14 protein-coding genes are annotated in these 17335 nt (G+C 63.8%); 9 read left to right on the top strand and 5 right to left on the bottom strand.

All coding sequences use genetic code 11. From position 1 onward, the window contains the following. The first annotated feature begins 7 nt into the window (after positions 1–7). Positions 8–760, top strand: coding sequence for an ESX secretion-associated protein EspG (locus AB5I40_RS35515; RefSeq protein ID WP_370934551.1), 753 nt, complete (start codon positions 8–10; stop codon positions 758–760). Between the two features lie 1128 nt (positions 761–1888). On the opposite strand, the gene AB5I40_RS35510 is transcribed toward AB5I40_RS35515, so the two are convergent. Next, complete coding sequence (locus tag AB5I40_RS35510; RefSeq protein WP_370934550.1) at positions 1889–2449, bottom strand: hypothetical protein; 561 nt, start codon at positions 2447–2449, stop codon at positions 1889–1891. 714 nt (positions 2450–3163) lie between these two features. Between AB5I40_RS35510 and AB5I40_RS35505 the strand changes: the two genes are divergently transcribed. From AB5I40_RS35505 to AB5I40_RS35475, 7 genes are all read left to right on the top strand, one after another. After that, entirely contained in the window at positions 3164–3598 is a 435-nt protein-coding gene (locus AB5I40_RS35505) for a hypothetical protein (protein ID WP_370934549.1), read from the top strand. Further along, the gene (locus tag AB5I40_RS35500) at positions 3595–5571 is read left to right on the top strand and encodes a hypothetical protein (protein WP_370934548.1); all 1977 of its coding nucleotides are present in this window, start codon (positions 3595–3597) and stop codon (positions 5569–5571) included. The genes AB5I40_RS35505 and AB5I40_RS35500 overlap by 4 nt, the downstream gene beginning before the upstream one ends. A 92-nt stretch (positions 5572–5663) precedes the next feature. Beyond that, the gene (locus tag AB5I40_RS35495) at positions 5664–6299 is read left to right on the top strand and encodes a hypothetical protein (protein ID WP_370934547.1); all 636 of its coding nucleotides are present in this window, start codon (positions 5664–5666) and stop codon (positions 6297–6299) included. A gap of 94 nt (positions 6300–6393) precedes the next feature. Continuing rightward, the gene (locus AB5I40_RS35490) at positions 6394–7335 is read left to right on the top strand and encodes a hypothetical protein (RefSeq protein WP_370934546.1); all 942 of its coding nucleotides are present in this window, start codon (positions 6394–6396) and stop codon (positions 7333–7335) included. A 591-nt stretch (positions 7336–7926) separates the two neighbouring features. Further along, positions 7927–8835 (top strand): hypothetical protein, encoded by a 909-nt coding sequence (locus tag AB5I40_RS35485; protein ID WP_370934545.1) that lies wholly within the window; start codon positions 7927–7929, stop codon positions 8833–8835. Positions 8836–9038: 203 nt separating this feature from the next. Further along, positions 9039–10025 (top strand): hypothetical protein, encoded by a 987-nt coding sequence (locus tag AB5I40_RS35480; RefSeq protein WP_370934544.1) that lies wholly within the window; start codon positions 9039–9041, stop codon positions 10023–10025. Continuing rightward, a complete protein-coding gene (locus tag AB5I40_RS35475) occupies positions 10022–10240 on the top strand; it encodes a hypothetical protein (RefSeq protein WP_370934543.1) in 219 nt (72 codons plus the stop codon). Before AB5I40_RS35480 ends, AB5I40_RS35475 begins: the two co-directional genes overlap by 4 nt. A 40-nt stretch (positions 10241–10280) precedes the next feature. On the opposite strand, the gene AB5I40_RS35470 is transcribed toward AB5I40_RS35475, so the two are convergent. Then, positions 10281–10424, bottom strand: coding sequence for a hypothetical protein (locus tag AB5I40_RS35470; RefSeq protein WP_370934542.1), 144 nt, complete (start codon positions 10422–10424; stop codon positions 10281–10283). Positions 10425–10510: 86 nt separating this feature from the next. Between AB5I40_RS35470 and AB5I40_RS35465 the strand changes: the two genes are divergently transcribed. After that, positions 10511–12673 carry a Z1 domain-containing protein gene (locus AB5I40_RS35465; RefSeq protein WP_370934541.1) on the top strand — a complete coding sequence of 721 codons (2163 nt, stop codon included), beginning with the start codon at positions 10511–10513 and terminating at the stop codon, positions 12671–12673. Positions 12674–13514: 841 nt separating this feature from the next. On the opposite strand, the gene AB5I40_RS35460 is transcribed toward AB5I40_RS35465, so the two are convergent. The 3 genes from AB5I40_RS35460 to AB5I40_RS35450 are packed head-to-tail and all read right to left on the bottom strand — an operon-like array spanning position 13515 to position 17316. Beyond that, positions 13515–15602, bottom strand: a complete 2088-nt coding sequence (locus AB5I40_RS35460; RefSeq protein ID WP_370934540.1) for a hypothetical protein — start codon at positions 15600–15602, stop codon at positions 13515–13517. Then, positions 15599–16258, bottom strand: a complete 660-nt coding sequence (locus AB5I40_RS35455) for an ABC-three component system middle component 2 (RefSeq protein WP_370934539.1) — start codon at positions 16256–16258, stop codon at positions 15599–15601. Before AB5I40_RS35455 ends, AB5I40_RS35460 begins: the two co-directional genes overlap by 4 nt. Beyond that, complete coding sequence (locus AB5I40_RS35450) at positions 16255–17316, bottom strand: hypothetical protein (protein WP_370934538.1); 1062 nt, start codon at positions 17314–17316, stop codon at positions 16255–16257. Before AB5I40_RS35450 ends, AB5I40_RS35455 begins: the two co-directional genes overlap by 4 nt. Between the last annotated feature and the right edge of the window lie 19 nt (positions 17317–17335).

Raw genomic sequence — 17335 nt, 5'->3', positions numbered from 1 at the left:
CACGCCGATGACGATCATCGACAGACCGGTCCGGATGCCGCGACCGGCGTTCTTCGCCGCCTGGAACTACACCGGCCTGACCAGCCTCCCCGTCGTGGTGAGCCCCGAACACGCCTACATGACCAGGGAGTTCGCCGCCGAGCGGGAGCGGCGAGCGATGGACCGGTTCGCCGCCCTCGGACTCGCCACCCCGGACGGACGATTGACCCCGCAGTTCCGGGCCACCCTGGAACTGCTCGCCGCACCCGCCCGCGAGTGCTACTCCTGGACCGCGTTCACCCACCGCCCGCACGACGACGGCGCGTTCTTCGTCGCCGCGGCCGGACGCGACGCCGTCCGGCTGATCACCGACCACCAGTCGATCCAGCTCGACCCGATCCCGCCCCGCAACCTCGCCACCGCACTAGTCGAGGCCCTGCCGGAACACCCACCAGCCCGGACAGCAACCCTGCGAATCCCCACGACCTACCTCGACGACACCGACGTCGACCCGCTCTCGGAAATGTCCGGCCACGCCGACAACATGCGCCACCTCCTGCGAAGCGAACGCACCGCCGTGCACAAGCTCCACGCCGCGGTCGGACACGGCGCCGACCGGATCCACAGCACAGCGCTGACCGTCTACGACCTCACCCGCGCAGGCCGCGTGCTCGCCTTCACCAACGACACCCCGTACGGCGGGCTGGAAGCCACCGTCTGCAGCGGCAACCGCACCAACCTCGTCGACGCGCTCAATCTCACCCTCAACGGACTCGCCTGACGCCGTCGATGCACAGCAGTCTCCGTAAGTGCAGGCCGGTGCGACTGCCAGGACAGACAGCGATCCCGCCACAGACACCCGCGGCCGCCCCATTCGCTCTCAGCACTGGCTCCATGGATACAGAGCGCTGAACTTGTCGAACGCGTCGTTCAAATCCTCATCCCGAGCCAGATCGTCCACCGCAATTGACGCTCCCGAAAGCACATCCGCAGCAGCGAGCACACCGACGACAGCCTGCACTATCGCGGCATACCGACCCGGCAGCACGTCAGGCGGCAACTGCACCCGAAACTCACGAGGCACCACACGAGGAAGGCTGCCTGTCATCAGTTGGTGACACCAACTCACGTTGTGACCGGACTTAGTCGCTGTCCGTTGTCCGGCTGACGGATTTGCTTACGAGCGGTCAAATAGCCATCGGCTGGCGGGGCCACCCCTGCGACCGAATTACGATGTGCGACCGAAAGACTGAGGAAGGCACGGCACAACCTGCTAGCTGACGCTCTCGAGGCCGACGTGGTGCTCATCCGCCCGAATGCCCTGGCCAGCACGAACTCTGTGCAGCGACAGTCCAGAGTGGGCCATGGAATTTCCGGACATCCGCCCGGCAAACACGCGGATTCAGCAAGCTTACGGTTAGAACTTAGGCTGCCTCTGTGATCATCGCCATTGCCCTGCGCGTCGCTGTATGCCAGGGTCCTCTGGTCTCTTCCCAGCCCTGCCGATCCGGGCGATGACGCCGGTGCCCCTTCGGCCAGCTTTCGGTGCACCGGAAGTGATGCTCCAGCACCACCTGTGGATCTTTGAAGCCGTAGCCGCTATCGAGGACGGCGCTGTCATAGCTGCCAGGACTAGCGAGGACAACGACAAGCCGAGGCGGATCGGTCCGGTCTGCAACCAGACTTACACGGTTCTTGTAATCATCCACACGGTCGGCTGCGTAGTACCCGACCAGCGTCAAGTCCTCGGACTCTGCGCCTCGCCAGTCAGGATCGCCCGGCCAAGCGAGTACAGCGCCGGGGTGCAATATCCCGGAGGCGACGGGCGCAGGCTGCTGAGCAGACATCGGCCCAACGGCCCGCGACCGACGGTCACGCAGACTCCAACCGAGGCCGGACAAAGGCAGAGTCAAGACCGCAGCTGACAGCCGTCGACCTCGTGCGGTTCGTCGTGGTCGACGCGCCGCCACATCGCGATACGTTCCTTCTCAAGCCCGGTCGGCCGGAACGGTCGGAAACGAACTCGGACGCCGTCCAACCACACCGCGTTCAGTTCGCCGAGCGCGTTCATCCCGGGGGAAAGCTCGCCCGGCTCGACTGTGCCGGTGTCCGGATTCTCCGCGAAGTGCAAGAGTTCACGGACGACCTCCCATGCGTACGGGCCGCCGACCCAGTCGAGGTCAACATGGCCGTCAATCGTGCGCCACCGGTCCCGCTGCTGGACACCGTCGAGGATGTAGCTGTCGCGCAGCGCCAGCTCGATCGCGCCAAGCGCAGCGCGATGCTGCCGAACCGTCGGGCGCGGCCGACGCCGCCGCTCCGGAGCCGTATCCCAGATCACGGGCAGATGGGGGTACTCCGCGGCGATCTCCAGCTCCCGCATGACCTCGCGGTAGGCCTGCCGGAAGGTCATCCCGTTCACATGCTGACGAGCACGGATGGTCGCTTTGAGCTTGCGGTCCTGGGTCATGTCCGATGTCCTCACCGCGAGGTCTCCCACGCAACCTCGCCGGGGGATACAGGATCGAACCGACGGGTTTCTGCACGCGATTCTGAGAACCTTGTCCTCAACGCGCCGGGCGTGGGCAGATCGGCGCTCGGAGACAGGCCTGCGTGCCGGCCCGCCATCACGATAGCCGCTCCGCCACGAACCGGCACCGCTGGGCGGAACCGCCCTTGATCTTCAACATGGCCTGGTTCGGAGCCGATAGCAGGCCATCGGTTACGAAACTCAGCTGCATCCATGCCGTAATCACCAGCATCACGGCTACAACGCCCATCCAACTAGGTTCGATGAAATTGATCTGTCTGATCGTTCATCGCATAACGTCGCCGAAGCTCCCGCAGCCCAGTCTCCAGAGCGATCGCCGAGTTGCCGTTCCTGGCCGACTTTGGTGTTGAGATAGGTGGCTGTGGTGTAGGCATCGATCATCCGGCATCGATGCGCGTCAGCGACATGGAGAATGTAACCCAGGCCACGCACGATGTTGCGGCGTCAATCCCTACCTCCAGTCGGGCAAGTAGATGCCTGCGACTCGCACGTTTGCAGCAACTCCGCCCTGGCCTCGCGGTGGCGGCGATAGCCTCGCGCCATTCGCCCATTGGGGTGACTCCATGTATCCACTCCATCACCGCGCGCCTCCTCTCCGGCACGACTGCGGTCCGGAGATGAGAGGAAACAAACGTGGATCCGAACTTCGACCTGGGCGCGTTGACCGAGCAAGCGGCTCAGGTGGTGGTGAAAGGCTTCATGACCGGCGCAGCAACGGCGCTGCGCGACCGTCTTGTGCAGCTGTTCACCCGGGGGAAATCCACCGAGGAACCGACGGCGGAGGAGCGCAGGCTCGACGAGACGAGCAACCAGCTCGAAGCGGCCTCCGACGACGAGCGACACGACGTCGCCGAGCAACTCGCCACGAGTTGGAGCCGACGCCTGCTGGTCTTCCTCGAGGATCACCCCGAAGCCGCCGAAGAGCTACAGCAGATCATTGCCGAATTCGCTCCGGACGAAGACGAGGAGGCCAGCAGGCCCCGGTCGGTATCCGCCAACGCCGGAGACAACTCGATCGTCATCGCGTCTGGCCGGAATACCAACATCAAGGGTGGTGTCCAGCGATGACTGCATCATACGAGGAATCGCCAGCCTTCCCGGAAGTTCCAGACACTATGGTCAGCGCGAGCGGCGGCGATCACAGCTCTGTTTACGCGGCGGGCCGCGACCTCACGATCCTGCTCGGGAAGGCGCTCGGGATCCGAAGCCTGCAACCAGAATTACAGCAGGTGCAAACCTGCTATGCGCCCATCGCGGCGAACGAGTGGGCCCAGGTCGTTAAGGCCTGGCACGCATCGCGTCTGGTGATCATCACGGGTCCGCCCCGGGTCGGCAAGCGCACGGCGGCCCTACGGCTGCTCTCGCAGCGCGACTCGGACACCAAGCTCGCTGACTTCAGCCCGGCGGGAGTACGCGAGTTGCGCAAGGACTGGGAGACACCCGATGTCGGGATGCTCCCCGTCCTGCCAGGCACGTATCTGCTCGATCTGGGCGAGACACCAGCGGAGACCCTCCCCGAAGACTTCGGGGAGGGCTTGCGGTCATTCGTCGAGGACGCGGCGCACACGAAGATCCGACTCGTTGTAGCGATGACCGACGACGCCCGTACGCGGTGCGCGAGCTCGTTGCACCAGCAAGTCGCGCGGGTGACGCGTCCTTCGCCGACCGACGTCGTCAAGACACACCTGCAGCTGCTTGACCACGAAACACGCGCGGAATGGATCGATCACGAGCCACTGGACACACTGCTCACCGCGGATTCATCGCCACGGGATGCCGTGAGCCTCGCGCGGGCGATCGCGCACGCGCCCGACCCGGGAACCGACAAAGACAAGATCCTCGCCAGCGTCGCTGACGAGTTCAGGCGCTGGAGCGGGTACCTGACGGCCAAGTTCAACGGCCAGAACAGAAAGGCCGACGACGTCGCGCTTTTCATCGCCGCCGCAGTGGTAGACGGCGCCCCACCGGACGTCGTCTGGAGAGCAGCCATGACGCTGCTCGGCCCGAATCGCCTGCACCCTACGGTCGAACAGCTCCTACTCGAAGACGATCTCGAAACCAGGCTTCGCGCCATCACCGGCCACGGAAACGACGCTGCCCTGGACCGCGTGTCTCTCGACGTTACGCGCCGCGGAATCAGCACCGCTGTGCTACCGCACCTGTGGCGCCAACGACCACAGCTCGTCCCGGCGCTTCTTGCCTGGATCCAGGCGATCACCGGCTCCGACGGCGTCGCCAAGGAACATCTGCCTGCGATCGGGGAACGGCTGGCTGTGCTGGCCGAAACACACCCGGGTGCCGGACTCGTCGACACCTTCCTGAAGTGGGCCGAGAAGGACATCGAAAACAGGCAGCTGGTGGCTGCTCTGCTGACTCGGCTGGCCGGTGACGGTGCCGTTGGCACCGAGATACGGAGGAGGACCTGGGACGCGGCCTACAACTACCACAAACGGACCACTACCACGACCTCCACGCATGAAGCGGCGGTCGTCGCAGAAATGTGCGCCGGCCGGTTCGCCATCGATTACCCCAATGAAACACTTGTGCGGCTGAAGTGGCTGCTGGACGGTCCGGCGTCGGAAGACGTCCACGCCCCAGCCCGCCGGACGCTGCGCAAGCTCTGCACGTCCACCGATCAGGTCATGGCTCTCCTGCGCACCGCGCTGGCGTGGCGCAAGGAAGCGCCGAACGCGAGTGCCCGGGTCGTGCTGTACTTGCTCGACCCCGATGACGGAGAGACCTCGCTTGCGCTGCTCGAACTGGCCGAACGCCAACCGGAGGTGCTCGAAGCTGTCCGCGCCGGCTGGGGAATCCTGCTCGAAGCGAACGCCGTGCGCAGAGAAACCGCGAAGTTGATTCGAGAGTGGCTGACCGCGGTACCGTCCGGTGCGCTGCCACCCGAGCCGACCAAGACCGTGCTCGCCGAGGTCTTGCGCACCAGCGTCAGCAACAACGAGGTGGCTAAGGCGTTTCTGCCGGAGGGTGCCGACGATGTGCAGGGCCAACTCATGACCGAGATCATCGCGAAGAGCTGGCAGTGAGGCGGTGGGGCAACCGTCACGGCGGACGAGGCCGGATCCAGTTCACCGCGCGGCTGGACAGCAACCTGCCAACCGTCAGGTTCAGTGCGGCCATGACCGTAGGGTGGAATCGCACCACGGCGCAACAACAGGAACCTCTCGTCCGCGCGATCGTCCGGAAGGACGTGGAGGCAGCGCTCGGAAAGGAGTCCCCGCACGACCTCGGTGCAGCAGCCGATGCCGTCTGGTTGCACACAGGAGGCGGGTTCAATGCCCAGCAGCACGGTCTAACTATCAAACTCGAGGATGTCCAAATCACGCTGGACGAGGAAGCTCGCAGAGCGCTCGCGGATCATGAGGAGGCTACTCGGCTCGCCTGGCAACGCGCCGAAAACCTCACGATGCAAACGAAGTCATTGCGAGATCTGCTCAAAAGCCAGGACACCGGCATGGCATGGCTGCTTCGCCAGCACGGCCAAATAGTCCTCACGAACTCGATCGACGCCGATCGTCTGATAACTATCCTGAACAATATCGCGGCCGTGCGACCGGAGCCGTCCGTCGGCAAGACCCTAGTCGACCAGCTTGTCGATCTGATGCGGCAGTTCGTCGCGCCCATCACCGAACCAGCTCAGAAGCAGTTGTTCCTGCAGATGCTGCCTTTCTTCTTCACTCATTATGGGAGGGACGACCTGGCGCAACAAGCAGAAGAGCTCGCCAGGAATCCGATAGACGAGCGTCCGCCATAACCTGCTCGTCGATGAGGCCGTCAGTGAGCGTCATGCTCATACCGCACCGAGGCCAATAGGGGTACCTGCCTAACAGCGAATCGCGGAGGGAACTATGAGCGAGGCCATTGCGGAAGGCCCGGATTTTCGTGGCTCGACAGCACGAAACGGTGGCGCTGATGTTGGCCGACCTCGAGCCAAAACTGCAGCCTCGAACAAGACGGCATGCCTGCAACGATGGATCGCGCGGCTGCTCATGATCACCGCTGCGCCAGGCATCTTGCCCTCGCACTTGTGGAGTGCGCCTCTGCGCGACGCGGAATCACGGTACCTCGCTGATAACGGAGTTCCGGAGCGCTATCGGGAACTGATCTTTCGGGCGACGCGCTATCAGACCCGGATGACATTCATCGGCTTGCTCACGGTCATGGTTGCCGTGGTATTGCTGGAGGTGGTGCTCGTGCTGCCGGTTCAGTTGCCTGCCATGCCACCGTTTCCGGTAGGCAGGGCCGGGTCATTTGTTGCGGGTACTTTTCTTGCCTTCCTCTTGATGTGGGTGCTTTCGTTGCTGAACGGGTCGCCGCGAAGACGGCTCATGGTCTCGGTAGGGCGCACGGCGCGCTTGGTCCTGCTTCTTGATCCACGCGCGGAGCATTCCTGGCGCGGCCGCGTCCTTCAGTCCTACCTCGCGGAGCCCAGGGTCCGGCGCAGGCATGTCGAGGGAGTGGCGTGGGCGCTCACTCGAGACACCGCCATCCTCACAGGGCAGGACGCGGCTGCGGGCATGACGGTAGGCGAATTACTGCTCTGGTTCGCCGAGAACCCGGCCGACCGGCGACGACGACCAGTTCTCGGCATATACGTGGCTGAACTGGCGGCCGCTGCCGCAGGCGGATACTCCATTCCCCATGCCCAGTTCATGCCCGCGGCTCGATTTCGGACCCGGTCGCCCAGAGAACCGGCCTTACGTCGGCTACGCAGCTTCGTCGGCGGAGCACTGGCAACCGGGATCGTCGTCGCGATCGTCACGGCAGTCTTGCGCCTCTGGTTCAAGTAAAGTCCAGGATGACGATCAATCCCAACCTCGAGGTCGGCGGGCAGGACGCCGAAGCTTGGGCGGCGCGTGAAGTGACGGCTTCGGCAGGTACCCGTGTAAGCGATCACGATGCCAATGCGGGAGATCCGCGGCCAACCGGGTGCCCCAGAGTCCTCACGGAACCAGGCAGCACCCACACCACCTGGCCGAACGGGTCCAAGGCCCGCCGCCCCGTCGGGTGCTCGGGCGCAGTCTGCGTCGGCTGAGCACTCGGCCGCCTGCCCCGTTGTTAGCTTGTGCCGACCTGAGGTCTCGGTTAGCTCGCTCTGGCTTCTGCCGAGACGTCGGCGTCAGTCTGTTTAGCCTATGGTGCCGAGCACATAAGTCGGGTCTGGATTCATGGGCCGCGGCGAGTTCTCATCTCTGCTAGCCTCGCAGCATCCTCCTGAGAGGTCGCGGCCGTGCGCGAAGGACTGCGATGGCATGTGCGGCAGGGCTCCGGTGCCCCCGCTGGCAATGCTGAAGGGTGTGGGGCACCCACTTCGCGCGCAGCGATGGAAATGATCGTAGGAACGTGACCATGTGCGGGCCGGAACGCAGAATGGATCACGCATGCCCTCATCACCGCGGCGCAAGCTCAAGGACATCCGGCGCTTGTACACCGGCGAAGACAAAGCGAGCGCGAAGGCAGGCGTAGGCAGGGGCGACCTCGGCCTCGATCGATGCTCACCTCGACAGCGACGATTCCGCGCGCTCCTGGCGGTCTACCTCTTCAACGCCAACATGGCCAACACGCCATTCGGCTCTCAGCACAGCGCGAACGCCTTCCTGTCCTACGGCATGACCGTGTCGCCATGGTTCGACACCCTCATCTGTGTCGTACCTCGTGCCGTCGAGAACGCCGTCGGCCGGCTTTTGGCCTCCCCAACGGACGGCGACCTTCAGTACGGGATACCAGGGCTGCGCGTAACCGCTGCCGCCGACTTCAGGACCTACCACCTCGTCCACCTGCCCACCGGCGCGAAAATGGTGCTGGCCTCCCGGCCGGACTTTCCGCCCGTGAGCGAAATCCAGCGCACCGGCTCGTACCACGAAACCTGGAGCGCCAAGCACTACGTCGGTGCCGAGATCCCGCTCACCGAGGTGGAACGCAAAGCCCTGTCCCGCATTTCCTCGATGCCTTCTGGAATCGAAAGGATTCTCGCGGCGCTTGTAGCCCGGCTCGACGCACGCGATCCCTCTGGCAAGTGGGCCCTAGGGATGTGGTGGTACGACCCGCTCATCCGGCCTCATCCACTGGAGTATCGCCGCGGCCGCAAGATCGCTCTGTGGGGCCAAGGCTCGACCTGGGAACTTCGGTGGAACGGCTGGCCGTCACCAGAGGACCTCACCGCGTGCCTGACAGCACCCGTCATCGGAGTCCCGCGCCTCACTGCCGCACAACGCTCGCCATCCGAATGGGTCATAACACTCGACGGATGCCAGCTGACCTTGACATACACGCCGTACGAAAGCCCATGAACACGACCTGCATCCGCGTTTGCTGATCGTGTACGCTTGCCGAGTACTCGGAGCGCAAGGGGCCGGGGCTGCGGCGGATCTACCCAGACGATCCCGCTGGCGGCAAGAGGGTGTGGGGCACCCACCTTGCAATACGGCAGTGTTGGGTCGTCAGCATGTCTGGCACGTGTCTACAGTCGAGTCTGGGCGACAGGAGACGCGTCATGCCTGGAACTCCCCGACTGCACTTCGCCACCATCCGCAGCCAGTTCACTCGCGAGCCTCGCTCGCTCGCTGCACGCGCTATCCCGCGGATCACTCCCGGCACCACGCCGTCAGCGCTGGGGTTGGACAGCTGCAATCCTGCTCAGAAGCGGTTCCGTGCGTTCGCCGCGCCCTTCCTGCTCAACACTCCAGACGTGCCGCCCTGGGTTCGGGACCCGCGCGCTCGGCCCGCCGCAAGGCCGAGCGCCGCCCGGGTCGGCTGGAACAGGGTTGTCGTCTCCCCTCAGTACAACGACTTCAGCATCCTCGCTGAGGATCCTGATCACCTGGTGCAGTACCTCGCAGACAACGACGACGACTATCTTACCCTCGGCATCCCTGGCTTGCGCCCTGCGGAGGTGGAGGGGCGTGGCGAGGGACTGTTGATGAAGCACCTCCCTACCGGAGCGTGGTTGCGGGTGCGCTATCACAACCGTCACACGCCCAAGCTGCGAACGCCGCCGTGGTTTTTCCCGACCAACTGGCGACATCTACGGCGTGACGTCGTCCTGGGCCCGCAAGAACGCGACTCCCTCGACGCGATCCCGTCGATGGGCGAGGATGCCGTAGACCTGCTCGCTGGCTTGGTGGCGCGGCTCACGTGCCGAAGCGACGACGAGGGGTGGGCAGTCGGCTGGCTGGTCAGCGATCCCATGCAACGGGCGTTTCGCGAGCAGAGCTGGTTCGACTTCATACAGCTGTGGGGAGGTCAAGATCTCTGGACCTTGCAGTGGGGCGGCTACGGTTCGGTACCGGCGAGTGATGTAGCCCGAGTGCTCACGCACCCGGTCATCGGAGTCCTCGGCGCCCACACCACGAAGGCAAACGAAACGCGCGCCGAAGTCCGGCTCCGGAAAGCGCGCCTGACGCTGGAGCTACACGACATTCCCACATCCAAGCACTTCGCCAGCGCGAATCGCATCGCCTCGGGTGAGGCGACGCGATGAACCGCACCCAAGAGCCGCCCTCGTGGAAGCACATCGTGGACAGCTGCCTCCGCGATCACCGGCGATTCCGCCGCATGCTCGTCCTGATCCTCGTCCTCGCAGCCTTCACGCTCACACTCGTGGCCATCGCAGGCTGGCCGCTGGCCGGCATCGGCTCGATAGCAACCTGCGCCTTGGCGCGCCGCCGCACAAGACAACTGCACCCACGCGATTGACAGACAGCCCGCAAAGAACCGTCTCCGTTATTCGCAACCGCTACCGGCATGCGACCCACCAGCTGATCACGGTGATGATCAGTCCGCCGCAACCGCTGGCGAGCCCCTTCAACAACCCCAGCGCGATCTCCGCGCCTGCCCGCCGCCACAGTCCCTGCGACTGCTCGGTCTTCTTTTCGGTCATGTCCGTTCCCCCTTGCCGTGGGTCGATGCAGGTCACGCTGCCGCCCGGGGTGGTGTTGCATCAATTGCAACGCGTTGCAAAAGGCCGTGCAACAGCTGGCCAACGCGCAGCTGCTGGGGTTTACTTGGCGAGTGCGGCACACCTCCGGCCACCTTGCGCCGCTCAGAACAGACCTCCCCGCCGAGCGATCCGCACTCGCGGATGCGCTGCGCGCGCAGTTCACGATGCTGCTTCCGATGTCCGTACGTGCATATGCAAGGAAGCAGGCACTCCAGGCGAGTACAGTGACCCGCTACTTGAGCGGCGCGGTGCTACCGTCCGAGGACTTCATCAACGACCTCGTCGACGAGGTCGAGCTACGGTGCCAGAAACCGCAACGTGGGCAGCCCCGAGATCTGTTGAACCTGCTGCACGCCGCTCAAGACGCTCAGAGCGGGACGTGGGGACACGCGAAGCGCCTGCAGAAGCAGGCGGCAGCTCTCCGAGCTCGTCTTGAGTCTCTCGAGCTGAGCCGTCAGGAATTATTCGAAGAAAACCGCGAGCTCAGGAACGGTCATGCCTCAGCGAGCGAGTCCATACGCCAGCAGTTGCAGCTAGCGCACAACCGGATCGCCGAACTCGAGCGCGAACGCGCTGCCCTCCTCGCACGTCTTGACGACTCAGCCGCCGCCCACCAGCCGGAAACACGAGCGCTCCACAGAGGGTACTGGCACTTCTACCGAGAAACCTTGCAAGCCCAAGGCTGGTCCGCCCAGGCGATCGCCAACGCCGATTCCGTGGCCACCTCGGTACTCGCGCGCTTAGCGACTCCCTCGGCCATCGCGCCTGGTCACCGCAGAGGACTGGTGATCGGACAGCCAGGAAGCGGCCGAACTGCCGCCGCTATCGGACTCATCGCGAAGGCTATCGACGCGGGATACCGCTTGGTCATCGTCCTCGGGGGCAACCAGAACGCACTCCGTCGACAGGTTCAAGAACGCCTCGACGAAGTGCTCCCCTCATTACCAGGCGAGCCTGCCATCATCCGCTTAACCGGCGCTGACCTCGACTACAGCAGGCTGGGCCCGCGCTTGCGCGGGCTGGAGTTCGAGAAGCAGCAACCGGACCAGCCGCTGAACTCACCGGACAACCTAAATAACACCGCAGCACGGCTGCTCGTGGTCAAGAAAAACGCCGCGGTATTACGAAAGCTAAACGGCGATCTGAATGCCGGCACCTCGCTTGCCGAGGTCCCAACCCTCATTGTCGACCTGGACACCGACATCGCACAGCCAGGGTCCGCCGTTGACCGGCACATCAACGGCCTGCTCCGCACTCTTCCAAATGCGCAGCACGTTGCCTACGCCTACAGTCCGTTTGCCGACCTTCTAGTCGACGACGGAATCGACTTCGTCGTCGACTTGCCAAGACCCGCCGAATACATTGGTCCCGGCACATTCAATGACACCAACCAGGACGTATCAGTCGAACAGCGGGACCTGGCCAGATCGGGAGAAGCTGCCTTCGTCCGCCGCGTCGATCCGCAGGAACGCGGCCTCGTGGCCTCAATGGACGCGTTCGTAATTACAGGCGCGATGAAGATTCATCGCACACCGCAGATTGGCGAGGTATTCGACAGACACACCCTATTCATGCACGGATCAGCCCGGATCAAAGAACAAGAAGACCTTCGCGCTCAGGTCGCCGCCTTATGGCGGGAAACCAGCTACACAAGCATCGAAAGCATCACCCGACTCCGCGAACTCTTCGAAACAGACTTTTTGCCAGTGTCGCGAGCTCGCAACACAGAGGTACAGCTGCCATCGTCCTTCGACGAGCTGATCCCCGCCATCAAGACAGCCTTGACTCGCATCGGAGAAAATCCGATCGCCCGCGAACCGGACATCGGTGCGGACCGTTTGTGGAAGATTTTCGTATCCAATTCCCGCTCAGCAGGCGAACCCGCCAGCGAAGGACTCACCATCCTGCACGTGCGCGACAGCGCTGGACTAACCACAATCCTGAAGCTTTCGGAAATCTGGTTCGGCTTCCGTCCACACTATACAGATTTGGTGCGCCTTCACATTCCCACATCCAGCAAGTCCGGCCGCGACCTCTATACAGACCTTTCCGGCACCTGGCAAGCATCAGAAGAACTTCGCACCGAAATATTCGAGCTAACAAGTTCCACCCCTTCTGATCTTGAAGGATCAGGCACGCAGGAAGGCGACGGCACATCACGGCTTCACAGCGACAGCGGTGATCATTAATCGAATAACAGACCAGCCGACATCGAGGCACGCAGACATCTCCCATGCTGCAACTGCGACTTCAAGAACCGACCCAAGAACCTCATCCGCGACAAGCGGGCACCCTCCTCAAAGACGGCGAACGCTACGAACTGCGGCTACCAGATGTCGAGAAGATCGAACCGCTCAGCCCGCTACCAACGAGTAAGGCCGGCGAGCCCATACCACGGCTGAGCGTCACCGCCTCGAAGCACACGCTCATCCCGGTGTTGAGCACTCGCTCAGGCATCGTGCGACTGCTGCGCGAGTTCGACGACGGCCCCGACGCGGCGCGCAGGTTCCGTGCCAGTTACACGGGCCAAAGCTGTGATGGAACCAGTTCTGCCGCAGCGCGACCGCGCCTGCAGCAACCGCCGATCACCTCGAACAACCACAGACGGCCCGATGTCCTTCGTGTTCCACGGCACCGTGCGCGAGAGCGCCACCGCACACTCCGGCAACACCCACAAGCTACGAGCCGAGCAATGAGGACTACCTCAACCACGCCGCCGAACGACGGCGACTCCGCCTCGTCATGCGGTCACACCATCACCCATGTCCAGCCGAGCGATCAATGGCTCGGATACGGACATTGGCAGCTCTGGCTCGACCCTCGCGCCCCCATCACCGAAATACAGTTCTGTTGACGGACCATGGTCACTCGCCACCTGGAGTGATGGTGGGGCCTCCAGCAGGCGTGTCTGAACTGCCCGGACATGCTGCCCGATGAGGCGAGGGGTGCTCGAATACCTAGACAGTGGATATCCCTGGCTGATTTGGCCAGGCTACGCAGGCTGAGATCCGACTCTGGCCGCGGCCTGCTTCAGGAGACTTCGTCGTCAATGAGTCCGTATGGGGGTTGGTCTTCTCGTCGCGAGTAGCGAACAACGACGTCGGGGTCGGTGGAGCTCGGAGGCGTGTTGTCAACGACAACGATCTGGGCACCTTGACCCTCGCCTGCGAGCCACGTGTGCAGGTGCTGATAGAAATCCGTGACGGCGATGCTGTCAGCGAATTCAGCGTCGCGGTCGCCGCCCTGGCCGAGGTTTTTTTGCGGGCTGTCGATCATGAGGAAGCCAGGGTGAGCGCTGCCGGTCTCCCAGGCGATCTGGAAGATCGCCAGTATCCAGGCCAGGGAGATCAGGGTGCGCCCCCCAGAGGAAGCGTTGGTATAGCTCATACCGCGCATGTGGGGGACGAGGCGACCGTCGATGAACGCCTGGTCGAGCTTGGGGTAGCGCCAAGAGGTGAGGATGGCAACATAGCGCTCGCTGATGCGGTGAATGACGTCGTTGCGGTCCGGCTGCATAGCGGCTTCGTTCATCTCAGCCCGCAAGGCATCGACGTTGGTTTCAAGGCGAGCAACTGTAGCTCCGCGTCGGTCGAGGCTGTCGAGCATCCTGATCGCGGTCTTCGCCCGGTCCAGGCTGGCCGCGGCGGCCTGCTGCTGGCGCATCAGGTCGTCGCGCTGGCTGAGGTAGGGGCTCACCGCGGCGTTGGTCGCGGCGTCCACCTCGTGCGCGAGGCCAGCCTCGTTGTCGTTGGCTTGCTTGGCCTCGATACGCAGATGTCCGAGTTCTGATTCGAGCTCCTCGACGAATGTAGTGATTTCCGCCAAGCGTGCCTTGGTGGCTCGCAGCTCGGTGGAGACGTCGAACTTCGCCTCGGTTTCGGTGCCTGCAGTGTTGTTCGCAGATGAGCCGTTGGTGGACGCGGTGGTGCCGGTGGATTCTGTTGCTGGCAAGGTGACTTCAGAGCTGCATAGCGTGCAGTGGCCGTCGGCGATGTGCGGGGCGTCCCGGAGCACAGTCAGGCAAGCGGGACAGACCTTCACTTGCAACGGATCGAACAACTTGCGTGCCTCGGCAAGCATTGTCAGCTTGGTGATGTCGGCGGCGTACTGGGCACGGAGAGGAACGAGGCGGCGTAGCTGTGTCTCACGGTCGCGCACGAGCGCCGCGGCCTGCTGTGCCTGCCGAGACGCATCACGGTGCCTTGCGCGCAGGTCCGCGGCAAAGGTGGATGCAGCGCGGATCTCGGTGTCCAGAGTTTCGAGCGCGCGCGTGGCCTGTTCGACCTTCTGCTCGGCATCCCCGCGGACCAGTTCGATCTCAACGCGCGTGCCGAATTCCTGCTCGTCGAGGAACCCCTGGGTGGTGGTGTACTCGGCGCGAGCCTTGGCGAGTCGGTTCTCCAGCTCTCTGATTCGGCGGCCGAGTTCGACTGCCTTGTCGTCGTGGACGCCAAACACGACGTCGACCACTTGGCCGAGCTTGAGGCGCTTCATGGGAGAGCTCTCGAACAGCAGGTGCTTGTCGTCGAGTCGCTCGTTGGGCATGTAGCTGAGCCACAGCAGATCGCGGATGCTGAGCGGATCGGTTCCGGACTCCGCCTGGGTGGGTGCCTCGCGCAGCTCCACGCCTTCGAGACCGCAGTAAGACAGGAGGAAACTCGAGAGGCTGTCCGCAGCACCGGCAGGCCTGATCATCTTCTTGTCGAGGGGTGGGATCTCGACATCCCCAAGGCGTCCCGTCCTGACGAACGCGGCAGTGGATGGCTCACCGACAGCCCGCTCAATGACGTGAGGTTGCCCGTTGAGCTCGACTTCGAGGAGCGCCGACCTGACCTTGCGGAGGATCTCCGGATGCCGTGGGTGATCTTTTCCGCCAAGGCAGTAGGCAACGAACTCAAGCACCGAGGACTTGCCCGTGCTGAACGCCCCGGCGATGACAGATAGCGACCGCAGTTTTGTTTCGGTGTCCCGGAAGTCGACCTCGTAGTCGCGGTCGATGCCCTTGAGTCGGAGGCGCACGAGCCGGATACCACGGGGAACGACGATGGGCTCGGAGGAGCCACCCGCGGTGGGCGGGTTTTCCCGACCAGCCTTGCCAGGGTCATTCTCGGTGCTCATGTACGGCGTCCATCGTGGGGCGGAGGAACAGGTGCGTCGGCTAGGAGCAAGTCGGAGGCTGCCGGGCTCTCTTCCACCAGGTGGATGGCATCGAGGAGGTCGAGCGCTTCTGGACGCGCGGAATCGCGTGCCGTCATGGTCCAGGTCTGGACCGCATCGCGTAGACGGGAGTCGCTATAGCGGCGCAGCTTGGTGAGCAGAATCTCTGCAGACAGCCGGTATGACCTTGCGTAGACGGCGCTGAACCTCTCAGCGAGCTCGACGCCTTCGGCAGTCGCGGCGTACAGCACGCTCTTGTCCACCGCCGGCTCCACCAAGCCGTAGGCCACGAGCAGGGCCAGGTCATGCTGGAGGCGCTCCCGCCGGGTGGTGAAGCGGTGTGCCGGGCTAGCGTAGCTCAATGCCCGACCGTCGAAGCCCGCCATAAGCAGCCGTTTCCGGTCCCGGTCTTCCTCATCGGTGAGCACCAGCATGGGGTTGGCCACGAGAAAGTCGTAGTACCCCAACCGCTCGATCGACGCTCCGGGAAGATTGAACTCACGTAGCGACGCAAGTAGCAGCACCAGCTGCGCCAGCCGGAAGACGACGTCGTCCTCCGGCACCACGACCGGCGGTCGGGAGCCCGAGCTCGTTGGGGCGTCGGTCGGGCTGGTCACGACGACTCCGCTGTGGCCGCGGTGTCAGGAACCTCGCCTGATTGCCCGGTCTCGGCAGGATCTACGTGGTCCTCCGCGACCTGCCGCCAGTGGCGGACCCACCCGGCCCGTCGGTCGTCGACGACTCGGTGCATCAGGCCGGTCGTGTGGACCGCACCTGCGGGAAGCCCAGCTCCCAGGGCTTCGTGCTGGGATCTGATCTCACCCATCACCGACTTCTGCAGGCCTGGCAGGCGCAAGCCCTCGTGGATCTGGCACGCGTCGTTGAAGTGGTCCTCCCACAGTCCATGCACCGCCGCATCGGCATGGGAAAGTGCGGCGACCTCTGAGGGGACTCCCTTGTCCACGATTTCTCTCGCCATCAACTCGGCGTTGAAAAATTGGTGCTTGGATGCGGAGACTTCCACATGGCCTGCCTCACGGAGCTGACGCACGAACAACGCTGAATCTAGCCGGTCGGAGTCCTCATCGACCAAGTTCACGACTTGGGCGACCGTGCGCACCGACCGAGCGGGCTCGTAGTAGTGCCTGCGCACAGCCTCCGCGTCAGGTGAGAGCAGAAGTCCTCGCAGCTCGTTCTCGTCCCACAACTCGATCAAGACCCCGTGCTGTTTCTCCGTCCGCTTCTTCCAGCCCGACCACCACTTCGATGTAGGCGCGTCCATGCTGGACGGTACGCAGAGAACCCACTGGTGCAATACGAACTTCTCGTTGGCGGCGTTCTTCACCGCCGAGTTGAAGGACTCCCGGATTTGCGCTTGATGGGTACTGCCCGCAACCTCGGGCATAAAGTACTTCGACTGCCAAATCGTGATGTGACCGCCAAGGTCGCCGATGAACACATCGATGCCCCAGTCACCGGGGTTGGCGGCAACCATCGCTGCCACCCCGGGCCGGACGGCGCGGACCAGCTGACCGATCATCTCCTCGAAGTCTTGACGAGCGCCGTGGGTGTTCGCGCGAACTTCGTGCGCACGGAAATTGATAGGTGAACCGCCAGCAGCCACGCCCGAAGGCGAACTCGTCACCGCAGCCGTACCTTGCGACAACCTGATCACCTGCCTCCATCGCTCAGAC

Source organism: Amycolatopsis sp. cg13 (assembly GCF_041346965.1).
Classification (GTDB): domain Bacteria; phylum Actinomycetota; class Actinomycetes; order Mycobacteriales; family Pseudonocardiaceae; genus Amycolatopsis.
Note: the sequence above shows the minus strand (reverse complement) of the source record. Positions and strands in the feature narration are given on the sequence as shown.

Coding starts and splice junctions, on each gene's coding strand:
- AB5I40_RS35515 (WP_370934551.1), top strand. CDS start 8: ATGACGATCATCGACAGACCGGTCCGGATGCCGCGACCGGCGTTCTTC.
- AB5I40_RS35510 (WP_370934550.1), bottom strand. CDS start 2,449: ATGACCCAGGACCGCAAGCTCAAAGCGACCATCCGTGCTCGTCAGCAT.
- AB5I40_RS35500 (WP_370934548.1), top strand. CDS start 3,595: ATGACTGCATCATACGAGGAATCGCCAGCCTTCCCGGAAGTTCCAGAC.
- AB5I40_RS35495 (WP_370934547.1), top strand. CDS start 5,664: ATGACCGTAGGGTGGAATCGCACCACGGCGCAACAACAGGAACCTCTC.
- AB5I40_RS35490 (WP_370934546.1), top strand. CDS start 6,394: ATGAGCGAGGCCATTGCGGAAGGCCCGGATTTTCGTGGCTCGACAGCA.
- AB5I40_RS35485 (WP_370934545.1), top strand. CDS start 7,927: ATGCCCTCATCACCGCGGCGCAAGCTCAAGGACATCCGGCGCTTGTAC.
- AB5I40_RS35480 (WP_370934544.1), top strand. CDS start 9,039: ATGCCTGGAACTCCCCGACTGCACTTCGCCACCATCCGCAGCCAGTTC.
- AB5I40_RS35475 (WP_370934543.1), top strand. CDS start 10,022: ATGAACCGCACCCAAGAGCCGCCCTCGTGGAAGCACATCGTGGACAGC.
- AB5I40_RS35470 (WP_370934542.1), bottom strand. CDS start 10,424: ATGACCGAAAAGAAGACCGAGCAGTCGCAGGGACTGTGGCGGCGGGCA.
- AB5I40_RS35460 (WP_370934540.1), bottom strand. CDS start 15,602: ATGAGCACCGAGAATGACCCTGGCAAGGCTGGTCGGGAAAACCCGCCC.